Genomic DNA, 22,857 nt, shown 5'->3' with positions numbered 1-22,857 from the left:
AATTTGAGTTATCTGTTCTTTGTGACTAGAACACCCAACCTCGCGTAAAATGACAATTCATCTTCATCTACCATGTTTTGCTCTACACTATCGAGCATAGCCTCCAAATGACTCAGCAGCAATGCATTATCGATACTTTCATTAATGGCATTTTCGGCATACAGTGGCGATTCGCTAAGCATCAACTCGATTTTATCTAAGGCATCACGAAGACGGTTAACGTCTTCAATATTCACCTCTGATTTTAGAGCCTGAGCTTCAATTTCCCTGGTTGTATGATAGAAGGTGGTTAAGCAAAGATTACCCGATGTACCTTTTAAACCGTGTGAAAGTGTAGCAACCGCTTTATAGTCTTCACGAATTGCCGCCCCCATTAAGTCGTCGACTTTATCCCTGCAGGTAGTAGAGAATTTATCCACCTCTTGTAGGACGACCTCTTCACTCCCCCATAAATCGATGGCCTTCTTCAAATCCAACACGTTTTTATCAACTTTAAGCGCAGATGCTGGAGCATTTACTTCTAATGTGTCTGGTACCGAGTCCAACTGAAGTGTATCTATGTTAAGCACGCGAGCAATCTCGTCCATCAATTGAGGGAAATCGACGGGCTTGTTGGCGAACCCTTCCATTCCCGCCTGCTGCGCGGCATGTTTGTCCTGTACTAACACGCTAGCGGTCAGCGCAATAATGGGCGTAGGTGGTAAGCTATTTTCTTTTTCAAACTCTCGACGCTGTTTGGCTGCCTCTAGGCCATCTAACTTTGGCATCTGTAAATCCATCAGTACCACGTCAAACGACTTAGCGCGCATTTTATCTAATGCAATCTGTCCATCTGTTGCCGTTTCTACAATGTGGCCAGCGCGTTTTAGCAGCAACGAAAGCAGCTCAAGGTTTTGCTGCACATCGTCAACAACCAGTACGGTTAACGAGGTTTCAATACGTGCTGCTTTCGAGGAGAGCTCACTAGATACATAATCATCAATTTCTACAACTTCTAGAGGAAGTCTGAAAGTAAAGGTCGTTCCTTTACCTTTTTCACTAGTTGCACAAATATTACCGCCCATCAGTTCAACTAACTGCTTGGAAATAGTTGTTCCCAGCCCCGTGCCGCCGTACTTTCGACTCATCGATGCATCTGCTTGAGAGAACGGGTCGAATACTCTTTCTACTTGCTCTTGCGTCATACCAATGCCGGTATCTGTCACGTCAAAATACACATACTTTTCATCACTTTTGACATTGATAGTCACTTCACCCTCGTGAGTGAATTTAACGGCGTTGCCTATCAGATTGTTAAGTACCTGTCGCATTCGCTCCGGTACACCTCTGTATCCGTTAGCTACCGAATCATCGACATTAAGTACAAGTCCAACTTTTTTGCGCTTGGCTTCTAACCAAAATGTTGAAATAACCAAATCCAACTCTTCGCGAATAAGGAAATCGCGATAATCTAAATCAAGCTTACCTTTATCCAACTTCGCGCTATCAAGTATGTCGTTAAGAAGATGCAGCAATGAACGTGCGGAACGGTTTATCGTGGTTAAGTGAGATTTTTGCTCTTCGCGTAAGGCTTCTCCTAACATGAGGTCGCTAAAGCCTATTATTGCATTCATAGGCGTACGGATTTCATGACTCATATTAGCAAGAAATGCGGTACGCGCAGCGGCAGCTTGCTCTGCTTTTTCCTTTGCCGCTTTTAATTCATTCTCCATCACTTTTCGATGTGTAATGTCAGATATGAAGCCGTCTACATAGAGCACCATGCCATCATCGTCTTTAACCTGTACTCCATGCTCGATAACCCACTTCACCTCTCCGGATTTTGCGACGATTCTATATTCATATGAAAAGGCGCCTACATCAGGACTAATAGATGATAGACGCTCTACATCATCAGGATGGTAAAGATCGGTGAAAGAGCGCTTCGGATTGGGCAAGGTAAAATCTTCAGGCGGGTATCCGGTTACTTCTGTTACAGCATCACTAATAAATACCATGGGCCACCCTGGCATACTTAAACAGCGATAAGCCATACCAGGAATATTTGAGATAAGACTTCTAAATTTAGCTTCGCTCTCGCGCAATGCATCTTCCATTTCCTTGCGTTTACGTAAATCAGAAGCGAAAGAGACAAAAACGGGCTTACCATCAATTTTTGTGTAGCCGACACCCAAGCGCACTGGTATACGCTCACCGTCTTTGCGAAGTACTTCTACTTCTCTTCCTGTACCAATAATTTGCTCAGTTGGTACTACTCGCTGACTGAAGAAGTCATCACCGTATAAATGACGTCTTTCAGGAGTTACTACCTCAGCTGCGTGCATACCGATTATTTCTTGCTGAGTATAGCCATAGATGCGCTCAACAGCGGGGTTAGCGGTTTTTATAATGCCTTTGTCATCAACGGTCAGGATGGCGTCGACGGCGGTATCGGTAATAGCACTTTGAATTCGCTCACTTTCAATGGCGCGTACCATTACATCGCGATATTTAAAAAGAAGGCTAATGCCCAATACCATCGTAATTAATATTAACGTAACGATAGCAATCGAAATTGCTAGATAAACAGCAATATCTGAAGACTGACCCGACGTTTCCATTCCTGGTGGCAATACGAATCTTGCTGCCGCCATCCCCGTATAGTGCATACCAGAAATAGCCAGTCCCATGACGATACTTGCAAGTAATACATGTTTTCCTAACAGCTTTTTACTTTTCGTAGCAGCTGTAATGCCGAATTTAATCCACAGCGACAGCATGGCTAAACACACAGCTACCACAATAGAAAGGGCAAACATACCAAGGTCGTAACGAAGAAGCGGTGCCATTTCCATAGCGGCCATACCACTATAGTGCATAGTGCCAATACCAGCACCTACCAGTACACCACCTAATATTATTTCAGCGAGGCTAATACGGGACTTAGTTAAAAGGTGAAGCGCCACCCAAGCTGCGGCAATCCCGGGAACGGCAGAGAGCCCGGTAATCAGAGGATCATAGTCAACGGGCAGACATAAATCAAAAGCGGTCATCCCCAAGAAATGCATAGACCAAATACCACCGCCTAATGCAATGCTGCCGGTGCCTAATAAGGCATTTCGTCGAAGTTTGTCTTCGGTGATCGCGGCTTGCCCTGCCACATTAAACGCCATAAATGAGGCAAACACAGCCACCATAAGCGATAGAATGACCAAAGGAAAATGATAAACACCTTCTATTAAGGTGGCGTGTTCTTCAAAAGTAAAAAAACGGGATATCATAACGCGGCCATACTACCTATTAGTTTAATTTTCAATGGTGGCGTGAGGTTAACTTAGCACACTCATTTACACAGTGTAGTAATTAATTCAAAATTATCGTGTAAATCAAGGAACGCTATTATGTTTTGCCGTATAAAAAGAAAAAACCCAGCAAAAGCTGGGTTTTAAATGTGGTTGCGGGAGCAGGATTTGAACCTACGACCTTCGGGTTATGAGCCCGACGAGCTACCAGACTGCTCCATCCCGCGGCTGTACGGTAAAGCTTGCATTTGCAATGCTTTGTAATTCTGGTTTTGTTTGGTTGCGGGAGCAGGATTTGAACCTACGACCTTCGGGTTATGAGCCCGACGAGCTACCAGACTGCTCCATCCCGCGCCAGAAAATTATTGTTGTAAGCGCTTCATTTAATGCCTCGCTTCAACGTGGTGCGTATTATACATAGGGACTTTCGCAACACAAGTACCAGCATGCGAAATATTTCATTTTTCTGACTGTTAGCGGTTTAATTGACCAACATGAACAAAGTTAATACGAATTAACCGATTTTTAGCTCCTATTTACACACGTTGATTAAAGCTATTTAAATTTTTCCATTTTTTCAGCCAACGAAAAATCTAATTCTGTTAGCCCACCAGCGTCGTGCGTAGTCAATGTTACCTCTACTTTATTATAAACATTGAACCACTCCGGATGATGTTTTAGCTTTTCCGCCCAAATCGCAATTTGAGACATCCACCCAAAAGCTCGGATAAAGCTCTTAAACATAAACGTCTTTTTGATAGTGTCTCCACTTTGCTCCCATGGTGTGTCATCGGAAACCAGTTCATTGAGCGCTTTCAATTTTTCGTTAATTTCATTATCAGACAGCTTCGTCGCCATTCTTATCTCCTTCAATCACTGATGATTACGTAAAAGTCTTACCTACTACGAGATACTTTAATCGATTGGTTTAACATTAGAAGAGACTGGAGACAAAATCACAAAGAGGAGTGGAGGCTAAGGTTTACAAAAAAGCCACCCTTCAACTTTTATAGTCAAAGGGTGGCTATACTTCTACCTTATTAACAGATTAGAACTCGATAGCTAAGCGCGCATAGATTTGACGACCTCGTGGATCGTGAACCTTAGAGTCAAACCCGCTGTTAGTGAATAGCTGTGGAGGCTCTTCGTCGAACATGTTAATTGCGCCTAACGTCAACACATAACTTTGTTCTGTATCATATAAGCCGCCTAAGTCGATGTTGTATTGAGCATCTACCGTCAAGTGACTATCCACTTCGTAAAAGCCACCTGAACAACCACCCACATTTGCAGTACCGTCCGCGCAATTTTGATCATCATCATATGATGAGATGTAGCGAAGGAAGATATTGGCTGCATGGATATCGTTTTGCCAAGCCAGTCCCAAGTTCGCGCGCAATTCAGGAGAAGACACACCAATGTTATTGAAGTTACGGCGTCCTGCACCATCAATGTTCCCTGCCTGTGGGTCCATCAAGTCATACTTAGTGATGTAGGTCGCATTCAACGTAGGTGTAAAGTTACCGAAGTCTGTCTCTATTTTATAACTAGTTACAAAATCAAGACCCGATGTTTCCAAAGAACTCGCGTTAACATACGTGTTATTTACTTGAAGAACAGGCCCAGTCAGCGGGTCTCCAGCACGGATGACGCGGTCTGGGTTAGTCGGATCATCATTTAGTACCGCCTGCGCGTTCTCTTGAATGATCAAGTCTTCAAACTCGAAATTCCAATAATCAACTTCAACAGAAAAGTCTCTGAAAGGCTCGTATGAGAAGCCAATATTATAGGCTGTCGACTCTTCAGGTTTTAGCTCTTCATTACCCGATGTTCTAACAGCTACAAATGCCGTAGCACCTTGAACGGGGTCAATAAGCTGTTGCAACGACGTTGCGCCACCTTGTGCTAAGAACACTGTTGGCGCTCTAAACGACGTAGATATCGAGCCGCGAAGTGAAAACTCATCAGTCGCACGCCACGAAATCGCTAACTTTGGATCCACCGTACTTCCAATGGTACCGCCGTAATCTTCATAACGAACCGCTAGCTGAACATCTAATTCGTCATTTATTGGTAATGCAAGTTCACCGAACGCTGCCCATACATCCTGGCTACCATCAATATCAGGGTTGCCGATAACGAATGTGAAACTGTCTTGGTTAGCAAGGTCATCGTAATCTTGGCTAAGCTGGTTTTCACGATATTGAACACCCAATGCTAACGCCGCAAAGCCACCGCCCATTTCGAACACATCAAACGATGTAAACGCTTCGAAAACTTCAAGGTCAGCTTTAGAGTCAATCACTTCGGTTCCCGTAAAGGAGCTAACCACGTAATCAGAGTTAGGCGCCGTTGTGTAAGACGTTGCAAATGGGTTGAAGAATTCGCAATCCCCTACCCCTGGCGTTCCAGCGATAGGGTCACAATTAGAGCCACCTAGACCGTATAGCGCAAGCTGAAACTCGGTATTTAGTACGTCAGGAACCCTAAATACAAAATCGTTAACCGCACGTGTATAGCTTACTTCCCAGAACCCAGTGTCTGTCACACCTTGTAAACTGGTGCTAAAGCGAAAGGTATCTGATTCGGTATTCGCTGGGTCACCAGGGAAGCCGTTACCTTCAGCGCGGCCGAAGAAAGCGACAGGCTGACCAAATGGATTCTGCGGATGATAATCCGGAACAATTGGAGAGGTTAAAATTGGGAAGCTCGGTGCTCCACCACGTTCAGCACGGTTTCTCGCTAAACTGAATTCAGCCGACCATGTAATATCGTTATCGAACTCGTAGTCTGCACGTACATAAGCATTTGTTCGGCTCTCATCAGCAACATATGAATAGAATTTACCGAAATCAAAACCACAAAAACCAATTTCTAAACCTGGCACTGTACCACTTGGCGCAAGTAAACTGGGTGCACCACCAAACTCCTCACATCCGTACGGGTCGATAATGGGCAGTGCCCCTGCACCTGGAATGTTTAAGAAGAAAGAGCCTGGGTTACCCAGAGCACTTGTATCGTCTTGGGGACGACTTAGTCGTCTATCGCTGAGAAAAAGCGGCGAACGGTTGGTATAGCTTATCGCCGCTAGTACGCTTCCGTTATCACCGGTTGCGCCCCATAAACCTTGTAAAATGTATTCTTTGTTGTCGCCATGCGCACCATCTTGATAGTCAAGGCTTACCATTGCTCCGTCATAATTGCGTTTGGTGATAAAGTTAACGACACCTGCAACGGCATCAGAACCATACAGAGCCGACGCACCATCTTTAACCACTTCCATACGATCAATGGCAATCATTGGCACAAGTGAACTGGTATCGACGAAGTTCAGGCCTTCGTTCGTTGGTTGCGCTGTAACGACCTGACGCTTGTTGTTAAGTAAAACCAGAGTAGACGCTACGCCTAAACCACGAAGGTTAATATTCGACGTACCCGCTGTTGCGTTTTGCGTAAAAGCATCTGGGTTGTTTTCAGCACCCGTGTTAATAGTGAGTGTTTGTGTAATATCCGCAATATTCTTTGCGCCAATCGCGTCTATAGCCACGCTATCTACCACGGCTAGTGGAGAAGGAGATTCGAAGTTTTCGCTACGGCGGACAAAACTACCAGTAACCAAAATGAGTTCTACGTCTTTCTTAGCTTCTTGCTCACTTTCAACGTCTGCTTCTTGGGCTGATGCGATATAAGGAGAGCAAAATAAAGCAGTACCGACCATTGCCGCCACTGCTGTCTTACGCGTTTTAAATTTCATAGTGTGATTCCAAATCTGGGCTTATCACTACCGGCATTACTACCCACACTTTCCGCTAGCGACAGGCTGTTCGATTTCGTGTTGTTATTGTCTGAGGCCATGAACAAATATTGACCTACGCAATTGATACTATGCTTGAATTTCACCTTTGTAAATTTATTGTGAATAATATGTTTACATTAATTTTACACATGGTCTGACCAGATATCCTTTAGGATAAATTGAAGCCTCTCCACTGAATTTAGCCATATCCCAATTGAGAATATGTTTCCCAATATGGGAAATTTATTCATTACGCTTGATGGATCGCGCACCTCAAAAACCAGGCATACCCTCCAATTTTCAATGCGTTACAAGATTATTTTGAAAGGAATGATTCTTGAAACATCAGGAACACTTTATATGAAGGTGCACGAGGTCTATGGAGTTTCCAAAAATAGATGAGGTTTATAAATTACTCAGCGAAAAGCTAGAGTCTTGGATAGAAGGTGGCATTACGCTTCTTCCTAACATTGTTGTCGCATTTTTTATTGCGATAGCCTTTGGCATTATCGCCAAAGTGATCGGCAACGTTGCTGGCAAGATTATGCGCAGAACGTTTGAGTCTCGACAAATTGCAAGCCTCCTCACCTCCATAATCAAATCTATCGTTTTAATAGCGGGAATTTTCATTGCGCTAGACTTTGTTGGCCTTAAAGGTACTGTCACCTCTTTACTTGCAGGCGCAGGTATCGTCGGGTTGGCCATTGGTTTTGCGTTTCAGGACATGACGGAAAACTTCATTGCCGGTGTAGCCATGGGAATTCGAAAACCCTTTGAAATTGGTGACGTCATTGAGGCAGAAGGTGTATTTGGTAACGTAAAGGAAATAAACCTTAGAAACACCTTAGTTGAAACCTTTTATGGTCAACTTGAAGTTATACCCAACAAGATTCTTTTCCGAAATATATTGACCAATTATTCATATCTTGGTTATCGAAGAATAGAGATCCCTGTCGGCATTTCTTATGCTGATGATATAGAAGAAGCCGCCAAAGTTATTACGGATGCTATGAATGAAAAAGATTATGTCATCAAAAAAGAAGAGACCGCGGTTTACGCAGAGTCTTTTGGCGATTCAAGTATCAACCTATTACTGTGGTTTTGGATTCGATATCCAGGAGAGCCAGGATTTATGGTCGTACGCCACGACGCGATCAGTACAGTAAAAACGGTATTAGAAGAAAACGATATTCTTATTCCTTTCCCTATCAGAACATTGGATTTCAATGCTAAAGGGGGAGATAAGCTTAATAGCATGCTTAAAAAGCAGGATGAGAGAAGTTCAAGTAAAGGTAATACAAATTCATCAACTGAGCAGTCTGATGTGAAAGCGGGTGATAACCCTGAGCAACCCGCAGAAGAATGAAACTAACGGAGATGCAAATGGAAATGTTAAATTCAAAAACACTTAAACACGCTTTTTTAGTACTTATACTCGCAGCCAGTTTTGGGAGTTTAGGCGGTTGTGCAACAGTTGAAGGGGCCGGTAAAGATATTCAAAGTGCTGGAGAAGCCATTGAAGAAGGTGCCGAGGAAGCGTCTAACTAACTCGTTTCTGTCGACATAGGTCTTGCCGATAAAGTACGACTGTGTAGGTAAAAGCCTGACGATTGCTAAACTAGGCCCTGTTGACCTTTGCTTTATATCAAAGGTCAACAACCGCCAGCATCTCAGGCTTTTTTATTTTGTGGCACCATGTTTTTGTAATACACGGTGCGACATATCAACTAGACAACGACGTAGCACACGCATCGTCATACGCATTTGGCAATATGCCGTACTAGTCTGTACAGCCACTTTTACTGCGTAAAACAGCAATCTATCAAGGCTTAAGCACCGCGAGCATGAGAAAGCCACCTATTAGCGCTGGATTCCCATTCGATTTAAGTAAGCAACTTGCCTCTACTTTATAAAGCTTCCCTTGCGCCTTTTCAGTGATTTCGACAAGTTTGAATCGGTATTTAACGGCATCATTACTTTTTACTGGTTCAAGAAAACGTAACTTATCAATGCCATAATTGATCATAGACGCGATACGTTCGTCTGGCGCGATTACCTCAGCGAATGCTTTAGGCATGAGACTGGCAGTCAAGAAGCCGTGAGCAATTGTTGTTTTAAAGGGACTTTCTTTTTCACAGCGCGCAGCATCTAAATGTATCCACTGGTGATCGCCGGTAGCGTCTGCAAACTGATTGATCATGTCCTGCGTAACCGTCAGCCATTCAGGTTGTTCAAGGGTATCTCCCACTGCTAAGTCTAAAAGTGTTCTCATTTTTCAGTCCAATCTCCATTTATTGACGATAAAACTACTATTATTACCTTGAATGTTTCAATTAACTTTTAATAATAGGTATTTATAAATATTCTTGTTACACTAACGTAAATTATTCGTAGATGCTATGTAGCATTGGATCACAGTTTTCTATTAAACGCACCGTGATACAAACTAGCGCCTCTTCATCTATTGGCTTTTTTCAGGGCACTCGCTCTTAAAGGATTAGTTATGAATCTCAATAGAATCGATTTGAACCTTTTTGCAGTATTCGACGCCATTTACACGGCAGGAAGCTTAACCAAGGCAGCAGATGTCTTATGCATTACTCAACCAGCGGTAAGTAACTCTTTAGCAAGGCTAAGAGAAATGCTTAACGACCCGCTGTTCGTTCGTACCGGCCACAGTATGACGCCTACCCCCGTAGCGCAAAATATTATTGTTCCAGCTCGACAAGCCTTAGCCTTACTACGCAGAAGCGTGCAAGAAAGTCATACATTCGACCCTCTCACAGCCGAGAAGTCCTTTAACTTTGCCAGCCGTGATTTGCTTGAAGTAAGCATTATGCCTCGTCTCATTTCACGTTTGCAGAATTTGGCGCCAAATATTGGGTTAACCAATTACGAGATTCCTAGAAGCCAAGTTGTTTCGGCGATGGCATCGGGCACGTTGGACTTTTACTCAGATGCATCGACATTTACAGACCCTCATTTGTGTAAAGAAAAAATCGCCCAAGACAGACTTGTTGTGTTAGCGCGTAAAAATCACCCCGCGCTCAAAAACGGGCTTAACTTAGATACCTTTCTACGATTAGGCCATATTAATGTGTCACAGCGTAAGTCTGGTGTGGGCCCGATAGATATTGCGTTAGATAAAATGGGCAAAAGACGCAAGGAAGTTATGCGAGGTCAACATTTTTTAACCGTACCAAGTACGATAGTAAAGACAGACCTAATCGCGTGCCTGCCGTATCACCTTGCTAAACACTACGATCTTGCGTTGTACGAGGTTCCTTTTGATTTACCGCCTGTAGAGTATTTCCTTTATTGGCATGTAAGCGCCGACCATGATCACGCTCATATGTGGATGCGTGAACAAATAATGGAAGTAGCGAGCAACTATAAACCTCACTAACATAGACAAAGCAAAAGCCCTGTTTAAACAGGGCTTTTTTTACTTTTGAGTAAATTAAACTTTCAGCACGTTGAAGCTTATCGAACTCTGATGCTCATCATTGTGATAAATCGTGTGGAATGCTCTGGTGAAATCGCTCTCTTTAGCGTTAAAAATGTTTTCAACATAATTCTGCGGGTTTAAATCAAGGAACGGAAACATGCTACTTTGTATTTGAATTTGTAGCTTATGTCCTCGTTTGAATGTATGTAATACATCGTAAAGTTCAAAGCCAATTTCCGTGGGCTGATTAGGAACAAACGCTTTGGGCTTACTCATACTTTCTCTAAAACGACCGCGTAACACGCCCCAACGCACCAACTCATGGCGATTACCTTTCTCCATATCCGCCTTATTGACATTGTCATCTACAGACGGAAAAACATCGACCAGTTTTACGACTACATCGGCAGCAGATTTGTTTGTTGAAAACCACAAATTTAGGTCTATGGCGCCAGCGATAGTGAGGTCGTTTTCTAGTATTTCTGTTTCGAATACCAGCACATCAGGCCTTCTCGCTGCAAACCTCTGATCTTCGACCATATAGGGTCTATCCCACCCGCGGCTAATTTTTGCAGAGTGTGGAACGGGTTTGTTCGGATCGCTCACATATTCGCTGCTTCCGGTGTTATTTGCATTTTCAACCAGCTTTTCCTTTCCTGCTAAGAACAACGTTTTTTGAGATGTATCTTTGGGTGGCCAGACATCAAAGTGACGCCAACGATTACTCCCCGTTTCAAACATAGTTGCAGTGGCAATGTTTGCATCATTGGCCCCTTTCAAGTGTTGCTTGAAGAACGGTAATAACACGTCTTTTTGAAACCAAGCGCTGGTGTCAAATCCGAAATGCGCTTCGCCGAGTTCCGTTCCACCTTTTTCACTCTGCCATTGACCGTGATACCAAGGACCCATCACCAGCTTTACATGATCCTTTTTGTTGTTATGTGACATGGTTTGGTAGGTGTAAAGCGGGCCGTATAAGTCTTCGGTGTCGTACCAACCGCCGACAACCAGCGTCGCAGGCTTTGTCTTAGATAAATGTTGCAATACATCTCGTGACTTCCAATAGTCGTCATAATTAGGGTGTTGAATAACTTCATTCCAAAATGGTCGTTCACCGTGAAAGTACTTGTCGTTGACATTGGAAAGCGGGCCTAAATTTTTAAAAAATTGATAGCCATCTGGTGTTTCTGACTTCATTCCTTCAGGCCAATACGCAAACGTACCATCACGCTGCTTATCAAACGTGTCGAAAAATATAAACGCCATAGGGGTCACAAACGCCCCATTTCGATGGAAGTCATCAAAAAACCAATCTGCAATTGGAGCTTGTGGAGAAATAGCCTTTAGCGCGGGGTGGCTATTTATAGAGGCGACTGACGTGTAATAGCCAGGATACGATGTGCCCCACATCCCCACTTTACCGTTATTGCCTTCAACATTTTTTACGAGCCACTCGATAGTGTCATAGGTATCAGTAGCATCATCCGTCGCATCTTTACCGCGCTTATAAGCGTCTTGAGGACGCATATTGACAAACTCTCCTTCAGACATGAATTTGCCACGCACATCTTGGAACACAAAAATAAAACCTTCCTTTTCGAAAGCTTCGCTCGGTCCCAAGCGCTTTTTGTACTTACTAACACCATAAGGAGCAACGCGATAAGGCGTACGCTGCATCATAAAAGGGTAAGCGTCTGTTCTATCGTTTGGCACATAGACTGACGTAAACAGTTTTACGCCATCACGCATTGGAATTTGGTATTCGTATTTCGTGTAGTTTGCCCTTATATAGGCTTCCCTAGCATCGGTTTCACTTTGTTCACTGAATGCATACGTAGTTGTTAACAAAAGTACCACCAGCATAATGCTGCGCATTACCACCTTCATTTTCTGTCCTTTTTTGTTATTGGATTAATTCATTTACCACCGCGATAGGGTGACGTGGCTTTTTACCTTCAAACCTTGCAACTTGGCTTCGACATGAAAAGCCGCTTACAAGCACTTCATGCTGTGTGCTACATTGCTTGAACACACCTGACCAACTTAATTCGTAAAGCGCTTTTGAATTTTTATAATGTGAAGCTTCGTGACCATAGGTTCCAGCCATACCGCAACATCCTGAGGGCTGCACTGTTAAATTAGCACCAAGTTTCTCAAAAATGCTTTGCCAGCGGGTTGTCAGCGCCGGCATAGCCGTTTTTTCACTACAGTGTGCAAGCAAACTGAATCGCTTTTTAATCATCGCCTTTACTATGTGCTTTTCAGTTAAAACCAAATCCAGCCATTCATCGATAGTATGCACAAAGAAGTTACCTCTTTTATCACGCAAATACTTCTTGTATTCATCTCTGTAACACAACACTAGCGACGCATCAGTGCCTACCATAGTTATGTCTAGTGCATGGAGTTGATTGAGTAAGTTAGCGGTCTTTATCGCTTGTTTTTCGAACTTATCCAGAAAGCCTTTTACGTGAGCAGGTTTTCCATTGGGCGTATACGGCACTACCATGGGTTTAAAGCCAAGCTTATAGATCACACTTATCAGCTTCTCGACGCTAGCCGCATCGTAATAACTGGTAAAGGGATCTTGAACGACAGCGATATAATTTTTTCGCTCTTCTGTATTCATTTGGGAAAGGCGTTGTAAATCAAACGGCACTGTTTGTGCTTTTACTCGGCTAGTTAACGTTGGATAAGAAAGCTGAGGAGCATCTTTATACCCTACTTGCTTCTCCAAGAAGCGCTTCACCCATTTTAGCTCTATTAGGGCATTATGAAGTTTAGGCGCACGCGCGCTCAATGGAGCAATCGTTTCTATATTAGCAACCAGCATATCTTTTAAAGGTCGCAAATACCGTCGATAGTAAATAGACAAAAATATTGACCTGAAGTGCGGCACATCAATATTCACCGGGCATTGATGTGTACATGATTTGCACGCCAAACACCCATCCATGACCTCTTTGACTTCGTGTGAAAAGTCTGGCTTGTTACTTAAAATGGAGTTCTTAAACCGAGATAGAAAGTTACTTTTGAACTGCTTATACGACAACCCTTCACTTTCTAATGTAGTGCCGAATTTGGTACTAAGCGATAGTAGCCGCGTCCACTCTCTTAGCATGCTTGCGCGCCCTTTCGGTGTGTGCCGCCTATCGTGGGTAACCTTGCTAGACGGGCACATAGGTGATGTAGGCTCGTAGTTGAAACACAGTCCATTGCCGTTACATTCAAAAGCAGGAAACACATCTTGTTTTATGCTGACGGGAATAACCCGCTCAATCCCTGCTCTTTTAATATCTTTCACCGAGACTAATTTATCATCACTCTCTATCGGTGTGCAGATTTTGCCGGGGTTCATCTGGTTATGGGGGTCAAATACGGCTTTGATCTTGCGCATTTCATTGAACAGTGTTTCGCCAAAAAATGCGGGGCCGTATTCACTTCGAAATCCCTTGCCATGCTCTCCCCACATCAATCCACCGTACTTAGCAACAAGTGCCACTACCTCATCAGAAAGCGTATGCATCAGTGCTTCTTGCTGTGGATCTGATAAATCTAGTGCCGGCCTCACGTGCAAAACACCAGCATCAACGTGACCGAACATGCCATATTTTAAATTATGGCTGTCTAATAATGCTCGAAACTCACCAATGAAGTCGGCCAAGTTTTCCGGCGGCACAGCGGTATCTTCGGCAAATGCAATGGGCTTTTGATTGCCCTTTACCTTACCAAGCAGCCCAACGGCTTTTTTCCGCATGGCATAGATGCGCTGAATATCGGGCTTGTCATAGGTGACGCTATAGCCTGTTATACTGCTGCCATCTCGTCCTATCCCTTGTGTAATTGCCACTTCTAACTGTTCAATATGAACTTTCGTTTCTTCTGCAGAATCGGCGTTGAACTCTACAAGATTTAAACCCAACAACTCGTTATCTGGAACATCTGCTATTAAATGATGAATGGAATGCCACACAATGTCGGTTTTCGCAAAGTTAAGTACCGTGCTATCGATGGTTTCAACACTGGTTGCTTTGGCTTTTACCAACACTGGCGCATGTCGAAGCGCCGCGTCAAATGAACGGTAGGATATGTTAACAAGCGCTTTCAGTGGCGCTATTTTATCAAGTGTTAACGTCGCTTCCGTAACAAACGCAAGTGAGCCCTCTGCACCTGTGATTAGCCTACCAATGTCAATGTTATCACCGTCAACTACGTGTTCTAAATCGTACCCCGTCAAAAAGCGGTTTAAGCGGGGAAATGTTTTTAAAATGCCCTCTCGATGTTGAATACAGGTACGCATTGCTTGTTGATAAATTGCGGCTTCTGACGCACAGCCACTTGCTTTAAGTAAAGCTTCATCCCGCGAAATTTTTGCGGTTTCAATTATCTCGCCATTCGCAAGCACTGCTTTGAGTCCGATGACGTGGTCGCTGGTTTTACCATACACTAATGACCCCTGCCCCGACGCATCAGTGCTTATCATACCGCCAAGCGTAGCGCGATTGCTGGTTGATAGATCAGGGGAAAAGAACAGGCCGTGCGGGCACAATGCGTCGTTGAGTGAATCTTTGACTATACCCGCTTGAACCCTAACCCACCCTTCTTCCAGGTTCAGTTCAATGATCTCATTTAGATAACGACGGATATCGACAACGATACCATCGGTTAAACTCTGCCCATTAGTACCAGTGCCACCACCACGGGCAGAGAATGCGACATCTGGGAAGTGGCTGGCTAATTTACCTATACACTGACAATCTTCAGTAGATTTTGGGTAAATAATGGCCTGCGGGACTTTGTAATAGACTGAGTTGTCAGTAGCATGCGCGATGCGAGCACTATAGGCCGTTTCGATATCACCGGTGAAGGCACTCATCTTTAGGCGCTCTACAAATGCTTTATATTGTGCGGCTAGATTGGATTCGACCGTCAACGCGGGAAGAGTCACTTGTTGATTTTCCTATGTTAAAAATGAGGGAGATTTTGTTACTGCGAAATTTTCTTACCTTAAGCGTATATCGCGGTGAACACCCCGCTCAAATGTTATAATATAACATATTATTATTAATTCATAGGGATGTACTCCCTGCTATGATAGCCTTGTGTGAGAGTTTTGATATTTTCATATGACTTTCAACGAAGACATTCACAATGATAAAAGCTGTACCTACTAACATCATTACTGGCTTTTTGGGTGTGGGTAAAACATCCTCGCTATTACATTTATTAAAACAAAAACCTGCAAATGAACGCTGGGCAATACTAATCAATGAGTTTGGTGAGATTGGTATCGATGGTTCATTGGTAAACGGCTCGCGAAATAAAGCACCTAACAATGACGCCAGCGGTGAAAAGCGGGTATTTATTAAAGAAGTGCCAGGTGGATGTATGTGCTGTGCCGCGGGGCTGCCAATGCAGATTGCTCTTAATCAGCTGTTGGCCGAATCTAAACCAGACCGTTTGCTTATTGAGCCTACTGGTTTGGGGCATCCTATAGAAGTACTACAAACACTAGCTGCCGAGCATTATCAAGACGTTCTCGACATACAAAAAACGGTAACTTTGGTTGACGCAAGAAAGCTCGCTGATCCTCGCTATACCTCTCATGATACCTTCAATCAGCAAATCGCCATTGCTGACGTTATTGTGGGGAACAAACAAGACCTTTACACTCATTCAGATGCCGAAGCATTGGAGACCTATGTCGTCCAACGTACCAAGCCAAACACGCCCGTCTTACTGTGCGAAAAGGGAGAGTTCCCAATTAGCGTATTAAAGGGAAACTCAAGTGCACTTACTCATATCAAAGCACAAAAATTGCACGACCACAAAACTACCACTACGCCCTCAATAAATGAACAGCCTTTTCCTGACTCAGGTGTATTGAGAGTAGAGAATAAAGGCGAAGGTTTTAAAGCTGTCGGGTGGCGTTTCTCACCTTCCAGGGAGTTTGACCGCATTGCACTACTAAAATGGATGCACAACCTTAACGTTGAAAGGCTTAAAGCAGTTGTCATAACAAGTGACGGTGTCTTCAGCTATAACGTTGTTGACAACGAGGTTACCGAAGCCGAATTAAGTGAGTGTAGTGAAACTAAAATTGAAATTATCGCTATTGAACTTAACCCTATATGGGATGAAGAGCTCACAAAGTGTCTTTCGGTTTACTAGTGCAATAATGTTTAGCATCAAGGCAGTCTTTTTATAACATTTGACGCAGCAACAGCGCGAGGCTATCACGCGGCACCAAAGAGAGAAGCGCCGCCGTAGTATTATTGAAATTAGAGGTGGTGTATTTGTCTAAATATTACCCCGTGAATACACAATGTTGCCTGCAACTATGGTTGTATGCGTTTCTCCATACAGAGTTTTTCCTATAAATGGCGAGTTCTGAGACTTAGAGGCGAAAAAGGATGGCGTTACCGTAAACGCGTTATTTAAGTCGAACAGCACAAGATCAGCCACTTCGCCTTGTTTAATTCTTCCACAGCGTATGCCGAAAATGTCACCTGCATTTTTACTCATTAAATCGATGGCACGACCAAGCGTTAGCTTTTCGGTTTTTACGAAATGGGTGAAGATCAGAGGAAACGCAGTTTCAAGACCAATAATCCCAAACGGTGCCTGTTCAATAGGTTGCTTTTTTTCCTCAGGTGAGTGAGGTGCATGATCCGTTGCTATAGCGTCTATTACACCCTCAACAAGGGCATTTTGACACGCCAGCATATCTTCTCTAGAACGAAGTGGTGGATTCATTTTCCAATTCGCATCTAAAGTCCCATCAGATTTTATGGCGATATCTTCGTCACATAACAACAAGTGATGAGGAGAAACTTCTACAGTAACGTTGGCGCCACGTTCTTTTGCTTGCTTTACCGCTTCAATAGAAGCCGATGTGGAAACATGCAATACGTGATAATGACCACCGGTTTCCAAACTATAGTCACAACCACGTTCGACGTGCACAGATTCAGAGGCTGACTTTATACCCTTCACATTGAATTTTTTTGAAATTTCGCCTTCATGTATTGCTCCCCCATTTGATAAAGTCTCGTCTTCACTGTGATCGAGAACTGGAACCCCTAGGTGCTTAGCACTAACGAGAGCTTGCTTAAATAACGCATTGTTTTGAACGCCTTTACCGTCGTCGGTAATTGCCACTGCACCAGCGCTTGTTAAGGCGCTGAAGTCAGTCATGGACTTTCCTTCTAATCCCTTTGAAAGCGCGCCCGTTGGGTAGACTTTACACAAGCCTTTTTTAGCTGCTGTTTCTACCATGAAACGTACAGTATCTGCATTATCAGCTGTAGGCGTTGTATTAGGCATTGAAACTACTGCTGTAAACCCACCTTTAACCGCGGCTTTACTACCCGATTCTATGTCTTCTTTGTATTCCATCCCCGGTTCCCTGAAATGTACTTGGGGATCAAGAAGGCCAGGCGATAAAAACAAGGCTTTCGCATCTATGGTCTTTACCGACTTTATAGTGATGGGGGTTTCCGAAAGAGCAGCTATTTTTCCGCCATCAATTAATAGTGAAACAGACGTTATTTCATCTTCATTTTTGCCTAATAACCGTGACGAGGTAGAGGCATTATTTATAATTAGTTTCATGACACTAAAGATATGAGTAGATTAAAAAAGTAGCGCTGCATTACTTGCAGTGCTTGCAGATACACGCCACTTCAAGGTGTGGCGTTACAATATCGCACCCTAGATTTTTAGCTTGCTTAACAAGATTTTCAGATATGATTGGGTCTATCGCAACTTCTTCAACAGAGCCACATTGAACACAAATTAAAAACTGTGAGTACCCGTGATGCTCGCAACATTTTGCTTGAGAACACGCGACAAACTTGTTGTTCAAATTCAGTTTGTGTACTAAATCAGTCTCAGTGAGAAACTCTAGTGCGCGATATATCGTCATAGGCTTTACATCTTCAGAATACCTCGTAGTGAACATATCCTTTATCTCGTAAGCGGAAAGCGGAGCTTGGGCATCTATTAATAAGTTCAATACTCTTTTGCGTTTTTCTGTTAAGCGCAAACCGTCCGAGTCGCATTTATCCTTTGCTACCGCAAGTAAATTTACAAACCGTCGATTCATATAACCCTAGCGTCAAAATGACGATTTCCTGTGACATTAAATGGCATGGCGTTCACAACCCAAAGCGATTAATTACGCACCTTAAGTGTTACTTTATAACATATCACTTTCAAGTGATTATTGTCAGCCCTGCACCACAAAAAGGCACTAAAGAATTGTTTTTGTAAAAGAGTGGTTCAAGCCTCGATGCGAACGACAGAGGCTTAATTCAATTACCTTACTATACTTATGAAACCACATACCTAAGTATCGCTTAGAACGTTTTCAAGATTTCATTTTTGTCGTTTAATCCTCCCGAACAAACAAACAATCTATAGAAGTACTTGAGGAATTAACCATGTTGAAAATTGTTAAAACTTCTCTTGTTATCGCAGCGACATTAGGTGTGTCGGGCGTAGCACAGGCTGATGTTAACGAAGCACTAGCGAATATTTGCACTATCGTTCAAGCGGACGATAAAGGCGAACTACGTAAGAAAATGCGTTCAGTCGAATCAGACTACCGTATGAAACTTAAAGACTACTACTCAGCAATTAGCTGTGGCGGTAACAGCCTAATTCGTACAGCACTGCTAAACAATGCTTTAGAAGCTGGCGAGTTACTTGTTAAGAAAATGCCAAAAAGTGATTTAGAAGCACCTGAAGCTGACGGAAAAACACTTCAAGCTTGGGTTGCGGAAAACGGTCTGCAAGATAACCCAATTGCTGCGGTTATCAACGACCGCCTATAAAACAGTTTCACACCATGTGAACCAGTTCAACATGGTTGCAGAGAAATCTGCACTTTAGAAAGCGACCCTCGGGTCGCTTTTTTCTTTTGTATCAGTCTATAAAATTCAATGCATAAAAAAGGAGAGTATTCCCTACTCCCCTTCGTACTAATGCAGATTACCAATACAATCTAACAAGCTCTGGCAAGCTCGAGTTTATTGTTTGCTACCTTTTCGCTAATCAGCAACACCGGCTCTTGTTGATACAAGCGCTCTACAAAGCCCTGGAAACTAGCGGTAAAACGCGCTTCATCAACCAGCTTACCAAATACTTCTTCTAGCATTAAAAAACTAAGGCTGTCTATTTGGTTATTACTAGCCGCGTTGTGTAACTTATCAGCTAACACATCGTTGATTTCAAGTGACTTCCCGTCTTGAGAGGCATGCCTGTCTGAATAGAAGGCCCAGCAAGCAACAACTAAAGCACTTATATCGGTGTCTCTGTTGGCCGCCAAATTATCTCGTACGGTGGGAAATAAAAACACCGGAAGCTTAGCCGAACTTTCAAGGCAAATTCGCGCTAGCGTATCTTTAATGAAAGGGTTGGAGAAACGAGATAGCAGCGTATCTCTGTATTCATACACGTCAATCCCCTCTACTGGGTCGAGTGTTGGCATAACCTCTTGTTCCATAAAGATTGATAGAAGACGCTTTAACTGTTTCGCTTCAACACTTTCATGGATAGTTTCAAGCCCTGCTACAGAACCAACCAACCCAAGTACTGAATGGCCCGCATTAAGCATACGAAGCTTAAGCTTTTCGTACGGTGCCACATCGCTTACAAACTGCGCGCCTACTAAATCTAAACACGGCTTGGTATTGCAAAAGTCATCTTCAATAACCCACTGGTCAAAAGGCTCACACACTACAGGCCAAGCATCTTCTACGCCCTGAGCCCATAACGTTGCGATATCTTCATTTGTGGTTGCAGGCGTTATTCTGTCTACCATTGAATTAGGGAAACTCACGTTTTCGTCAACCCAACTAGCAAACGCTTGGTCAAACAGTTCAATATACGCAAGCAGCATTTTCTTTAACACATGGCCATTGTGTTGAATATTGTCACAGGACATAACGGTAAAAGGCCTTACGTTATTTTCTTTGCGTTTTTTAAGCGCTGCAACTAAATAGCCGAAAACCAGTTTAGGCGTTTTGGGGTTTTCGATATCGTGAATGACATCAGGGTTAGTGGTAATAAATTCCCCTGAGGAAGCATCAAAATTATAGCCACCTTCGGTAATGGTTAACGATACGATGCGTACTTCGGGCTCAGCCATTTTATCAATGACTGCTTGAGGATCGTCCGGCGCCATTAAAAACCCCGTCATTGCACCGATAACTGATGCACTGCGGGAACCGTCATTGTGCTTTTCAACCAAGGTATATAAGTTATCTTGTTCGTCGAACACTTTTTTCATCGCACGGTCGTTCTCGCGAAGACCCACACCACAAATGCCCCACGATAGATCGCCGGTTTTTGCCATTAATCTGTCTACATACATGGCTTCATGTGCCCGATGAAAACCACCCACACCAATGTGAACAATACCCGTTTGAACGTTCTCCACATCATAAGCTGGACGCCTTATGTCATTTGGCAACGACGATAAGTTCGCTCTGTTCAATAAAATAGACGTTTGAGATTGCATAAGAACCTTATTAGCTTTGTAACGCTTTGTGGCGACGCATCGCCCAATACGCAGTAACGAAATAGATAACGGTGCACGCGAACCCAACATTAAAGAATAGGTCTCGGTTCAATTCGTAAGCGGCAACCGTGTCACTAAGAGAAAAAGTTTTGATTGCCAATGCTATGGACACCAACAAACTCGCTAGCGAAGTAAGACGCAGTAATTTAGATACGGCAGTAACGTCTTCAACGTGTTCGTTTTCTAACGCCGCTTCTTGCTGCTGATAAGCTTCAACACGTGCATTGAAAGCATCTACTTGTGCTTCTTGCTCAGGATAAGCTTGTTTTGCGCCATACTTGGCGGCCAGCGCTGTATAGACAACTATGGTGAAGAACCACGTGGGTATGAATAGATAGTAGAAAGACATGACGTCTAAGACGTTTAAACCAAAGCCAAACACAAGCCCCAAACCCCAACTCGCTACCGCTGGCGTGCTGTGAGTAAGGCTTTGATAATGTGCCCAATAACGTGTGAATCCAATACGCGGAAAAATCATGTGCTCTGCGAACACAATTGCTCCTACAGGAACAACAAGTAATCCAGCATACGTTAACAGTGGCAGTAATTTAGTAAACACGAACGGGAAACACGCAATTGCAACGGTGACCATACCGACGACCGCGGTCGTTGTGGTACGTGATTTATCTTTAAAAATGGCTTGCGCGGCAAGTCCAGCGCGATAGAGATTCGCGTTTGCTGTAGTCCAACCTGCAACGATAACAATAACGAGTCCAGAAAGACCTAATGCATGGAAAGCCACATCGCCCGGGTCTAATTTACCAATGGACTTTTGAACAATAACCGCTGTTCCTGCGCCCATAATACCGGCTGAAATCCATGCAATATAATGACCAAATAACATACCCGCCGACGTACATAAACCGTAACGTTTACGCTTGGCAAAACGCAGTAATGCCATATCAATAAGGCCGAAATGCGTTATTGTGTTCGCTGCCCACGAAAAGCCAATCACTTCTAATAAACCAATACCAGGCTCACCACTTTGGGTGAAGCCCGTCCACACCGATGTACTACCGATATGAATAAAGTCATTCCACGATGTAAGAAACGTTTGCCCAATTACAGATTCAGCGAGTGCAGGCATTAGAATAAGTGGACCGCAAATGAACATGGTGAACAACCAAGGCGCACAAATACGAGAAAAATTGGAAACGGCGTTAAAGCCATACATAGCGACAAAGACAACTATCACACCGACTGCAAGCACGACGGCAACAAAAGCTAAATTAGTCGGATACCAATTTAACTGCGCCGGAATGTTCAATGCAAAACGCACGGCGGTTGCCGACACCGTAATCATAGCGGCCGATATCACTGTAAATATGATGACATTCGCCCAGTTATAGAGCTTGGTCATAGAGTCGCCAGCTATTTTCTGAAGATACGAGTACAAGCTCAAACGGGTATCTACAGCGATAGGCGTAGTGATAAGTGTCCAGCTTAGGACAGCAAGTAGATTACCAATTAATAAACCCAACAGAATGTCGGTCATGGTGGCGCCTAGCGCAACAAAGGTTGCACCAAATACAAATTCAGTGGCTGCAACATGTTCACCGGCGTACAAGCCCATGAAATGCTTCCAGCCTTTCAGTTTATGTTTAGCGACGGGGAGTTGCTCGTCACTAACTTGTGAAATATCAATATCACTAGACGTCGACTTCATCTTCAAATCTCGTGTTGTAGGTGTATTTCCCACTGGTTTCAAAATACTTCAAGAGCATTTGCCCAGGCATTGAGATATATC

15 protein-coding genes and 2 tRNA genes are annotated in these 22,857 nt (G+C 43.5%); 5 read left to right on the top strand and 12 right to left on the bottom strand.

The genetic code is table 11. The annotated features are described in order from the left end of the window. Positions 1-8: 8 nt before the first annotated feature. The 5 genes from MASE_RS08120 to MASE_RS08100 all read right to left on the bottom strand — a co-directional run bounded on the left by MASE_RS08120 (position 9) and on the right by MASE_RS08100 (position 7,035). Positions 9-3,260 (bottom strand): MHYT domain-containing protein, encoded by a 3,252-nt coding sequence (locus MASE_RS08120; RefSeq protein ID WP_014949252.1) that lies wholly within the window; start codon positions 3,258-3,260, stop codon positions 9-11. A gap of 171 nt (positions 3,261-3,431) precedes the next feature. After that, a tRNA-Met gene (locus tag MASE_RS08115) sits at positions 3,432-3,508 on the bottom strand. A 50-nt stretch (positions 3,509-3,558) separates the two neighbouring features. Further along, positions 3,559-3,635 (bottom strand) — tRNA-Met (locus MASE_RS08110). A 201-nt stretch (positions 3,636-3,836) separates the two neighbouring features. Continuing rightward, positions 3,837-4,139: a 4a-hydroxytetrahydrobiopterin dehydratase gene (locus tag MASE_RS08105; RefSeq protein ID WP_014949251.1), complete on the bottom strand. Its 303-nt coding sequence runs from the start codon at positions 4,137-4,139 to the stop codon at positions 3,837-3,839. Between the two features lie 190 nt (positions 4,140-4,329). Next, positions 4,330-7,035, bottom strand: coding sequence for a TonB-dependent receptor (locus tag MASE_RS08100; protein WP_014949250.1), 2,706 nt, complete (start codon positions 7,033-7,035; stop codon positions 4,330-4,332). 421 nt (positions 7,036-7,456) lie between these two features. Here MASE_RS08100 and MASE_RS08095 point away from each other — a divergent pair, with 421 nt between their 5' ends. Together MASE_RS08095 and MASE_RS08090 are read left to right on the top strand one after the other, a co-directional pair. Further along, positions 7,457-8,443: a mechanosensitive ion channel family protein gene (locus tag MASE_RS08095; RefSeq protein WP_014949249.1), complete on the top strand. Its 987-nt coding sequence runs from the start codon at positions 7,457-7,459 to the stop codon at positions 8,441-8,443. Positions 8,444-8,460: 17 nt separating this feature from the next. Continuing rightward, positions 8,461-8,625: an entericidin A/B family lipoprotein gene (locus tag MASE_RS08090; RefSeq protein ID WP_014949248.1), complete on the top strand. Its 165-nt coding sequence runs from the start codon at positions 8,461-8,463 to the stop codon at positions 8,623-8,625. A gap of 274 nt (positions 8,626-8,899) precedes the next feature. Here MASE_RS08090 and MASE_RS08085 read toward each other — a convergent pair whose 3' ends face one another. Then, a complete protein-coding gene (locus MASE_RS08085; protein WP_014949247.1) occupies positions 8,900-9,349 on the bottom strand; it encodes a MaoC family dehydratase in 450 nt (149 codons plus the stop codon). A 231-nt stretch (positions 9,350-9,580) separates the two neighbouring features. Between MASE_RS08085 and MASE_RS08080 the strand changes: the two genes are divergently transcribed. Continuing rightward, positions 9,581-10,483 (top strand): LysR family transcriptional regulator, encoded by a 903-nt coding sequence (locus MASE_RS08080; RefSeq protein WP_014949246.1) that lies wholly within the window; start codon positions 9,581-9,583, stop codon positions 10,481-10,483. A 54-nt stretch (positions 10,484-10,537) separates the two neighbouring features. On the opposite strand, the gene MASE_RS08075 is transcribed toward MASE_RS08080, so the two are convergent. Then, on the bottom strand, positions 10,538-12,412 hold the full coding sequence (locus MASE_RS08075; RefSeq protein ID WP_014949245.1) for a CocE/NonD family hydrolase: 1,875 nt from the start codon (positions 12,410-12,412) through the stop codon (positions 10,538-10,540). Between the two features lie 16 nt (positions 12,413-12,428). Beyond that, positions 12,429-15,473, bottom strand: coding sequence for a D-2-hydroxyglutarate dehydrogenase YdiJ (ydiJ, locus tag MASE_RS08070; RefSeq protein WP_014949244.1), 3,045 nt, complete (start codon positions 15,471-15,473; stop codon positions 12,429-12,431). 203 nt (positions 15,474-15,676) lie between these two features. Between ydiJ and MASE_RS08065 the strand changes: the two genes are divergently transcribed. Continuing rightward, the gene (locus MASE_RS08065; RefSeq protein ID WP_014949243.1) at positions 15,677-16,696 is read left to right on the top strand and encodes a CobW family GTP-binding protein; all 1,020 of its coding nucleotides are present in this window, start codon (positions 15,677-15,679) and stop codon (positions 16,694-16,696) included. 129 nt (positions 16,697-16,825) lie between these two features. Here MASE_RS08065 and MASE_RS08060 read toward each other — a convergent pair whose 3' ends face one another. Beyond that, positions 16,826-18,139 (bottom strand): dihydroorotase, encoded by a 1,314-nt coding sequence (locus MASE_RS08060; protein WP_014949242.1) that lies wholly within the window; start codon positions 18,137-18,139, stop codon positions 16,826-16,828. Positions 18,140-18,179: 40 nt separating this feature from the next. Continuing rightward, positions 18,180-18,632, bottom strand: coding sequence for a Fur family transcriptional regulator (locus MASE_RS08055; RefSeq protein WP_014949241.1), 453 nt, complete (start codon positions 18,630-18,632; stop codon positions 18,180-18,182). 337 nt (positions 18,633-18,969) lie between these two features. Between MASE_RS08055 and MASE_RS08050 the strand changes: the two genes are divergently transcribed. Continuing rightward, positions 18,970-19,362, top strand: coding sequence for a DUF3718 domain-containing protein (locus MASE_RS08050; protein ID WP_014949240.1), 393 nt, complete (start codon positions 18,970-18,972; stop codon positions 19,360-19,362). Between the two features lie 170 nt (positions 19,363-19,532). Here the strand turns inward: MASE_RS08050 and MASE_RS08045 are convergent, their stop codons facing one another. Continuing rightward, on the bottom strand, positions 19,533-21,050 hold the full coding sequence (locus tag MASE_RS08045) for a mannitol dehydrogenase family protein (protein WP_014949239.1): 1,518 nt from the start codon (positions 21,048-21,050) through the stop codon (positions 19,533-19,535). 10 nt (positions 21,051-21,060) lie between these two features. Then, positions 21,061-22,776, bottom strand: a complete 1,716-nt coding sequence (locus MASE_RS08040; protein WP_014949238.1) for a membrane protein — start codon at positions 22,774-22,776, stop codon at positions 21,061-21,063. Positions 22,777-22,857: the final 81 nt, after the last annotated feature.

The organism is Alteromonas macleodii ATCC 27126, assembly GCF_000172635.2.
GTDB lineage: Bacteria > Pseudomonadota > Gammaproteobacteria > Enterobacterales > Alteromonadaceae > Alteromonas > Alteromonas macleodii.
This window is presented reverse-complemented; position numbering and strand designations above follow the sequence as displayed.

Bases quoted from the DNA above. Each gene is read 5' to 3' on its own strand.
- MASE_RS08120 (WP_014949252.1), bottom strand. From the start codon at position 3,260: ATGATATCCCGTTTTTTTACTTTTGAAGAACACGCCACCTTAATAGAA.
- MASE_RS08105 (WP_014949251.1), bottom strand. From the start codon at position 4,139: ATGGCGACGAAGCTGTCTGATAATGAAATTAACGAAAAATTGAAAGCG.
- MASE_RS08100 (WP_014949250.1), bottom strand. From the start codon at position 7,035: ATGAAATTTAAAACGCGTAAGACAGCAGTGGCGGCAATGGTCGGTACT.
- MASE_RS08095 (WP_014949249.1), top strand. From the start codon at position 7,457: ATGGAGTTTCCAAAAATAGATGAGGTTTATAAATTACTCAGCGAAAAG.
- MASE_RS08090 (WP_014949248.1), top strand. From the start codon at position 8,461: ATGGAAATGTTAAATTCAAAAACACTTAAACACGCTTTTTTAGTACTT.
- MASE_RS08085 (WP_014949247.1), bottom strand. From the start codon at position 9,349: ATGAGAACACTTTTAGACTTAGCAGTGGGAGATACCCTTGAACAACCT.
- MASE_RS08080 (WP_014949246.1), top strand. From the start codon at position 9,581: ATGAATCTCAATAGAATCGATTTGAACCTTTTTGCAGTATTCGACGCC.
- MASE_RS08075 (WP_014949245.1), bottom strand. From the start codon at position 12,412: ATGAAGGTGGTAATGCGCAGCATTATGCTGGTGGTACTTTTGTTAACA.
- MASE_RS08065 (WP_014949243.1), top strand. From the start codon at position 15,677: ATGATAAAAGCTGTACCTACTAACATCATTACTGGCTTTTTGGGTGTG.
- MASE_RS08060 (WP_014949242.1), bottom strand. From the start codon at position 18,139: ATGAAACTAATTATAAATAATGCCTCTACCTCGTCACGGTTATTAGGC.
- MASE_RS08055 (WP_014949241.1), bottom strand. From the start codon at position 18,632: ATGAATCGACGGTTTGTAAATTTACTTGCGGTAGCAAAGGATAAATGC.
- MASE_RS08050 (WP_014949240.1), top strand. From the start codon at position 18,970: ATGTTGAAAATTGTTAAAACTTCTCTTGTTATCGCAGCGACATTAGGT.
- MASE_RS08045 (WP_014949239.1), bottom strand. From the start codon at position 21,050: ATGCAATCTCAAACGTCTATTTTATTGAACAGAGCGAACTTATCGTCG.
- MASE_RS08040 (WP_014949238.1), bottom strand. From the start codon at position 22,776: ATGAAGTCGACGTCTAGTGATATTGATATTTCACAAGTTAGTGACGAG.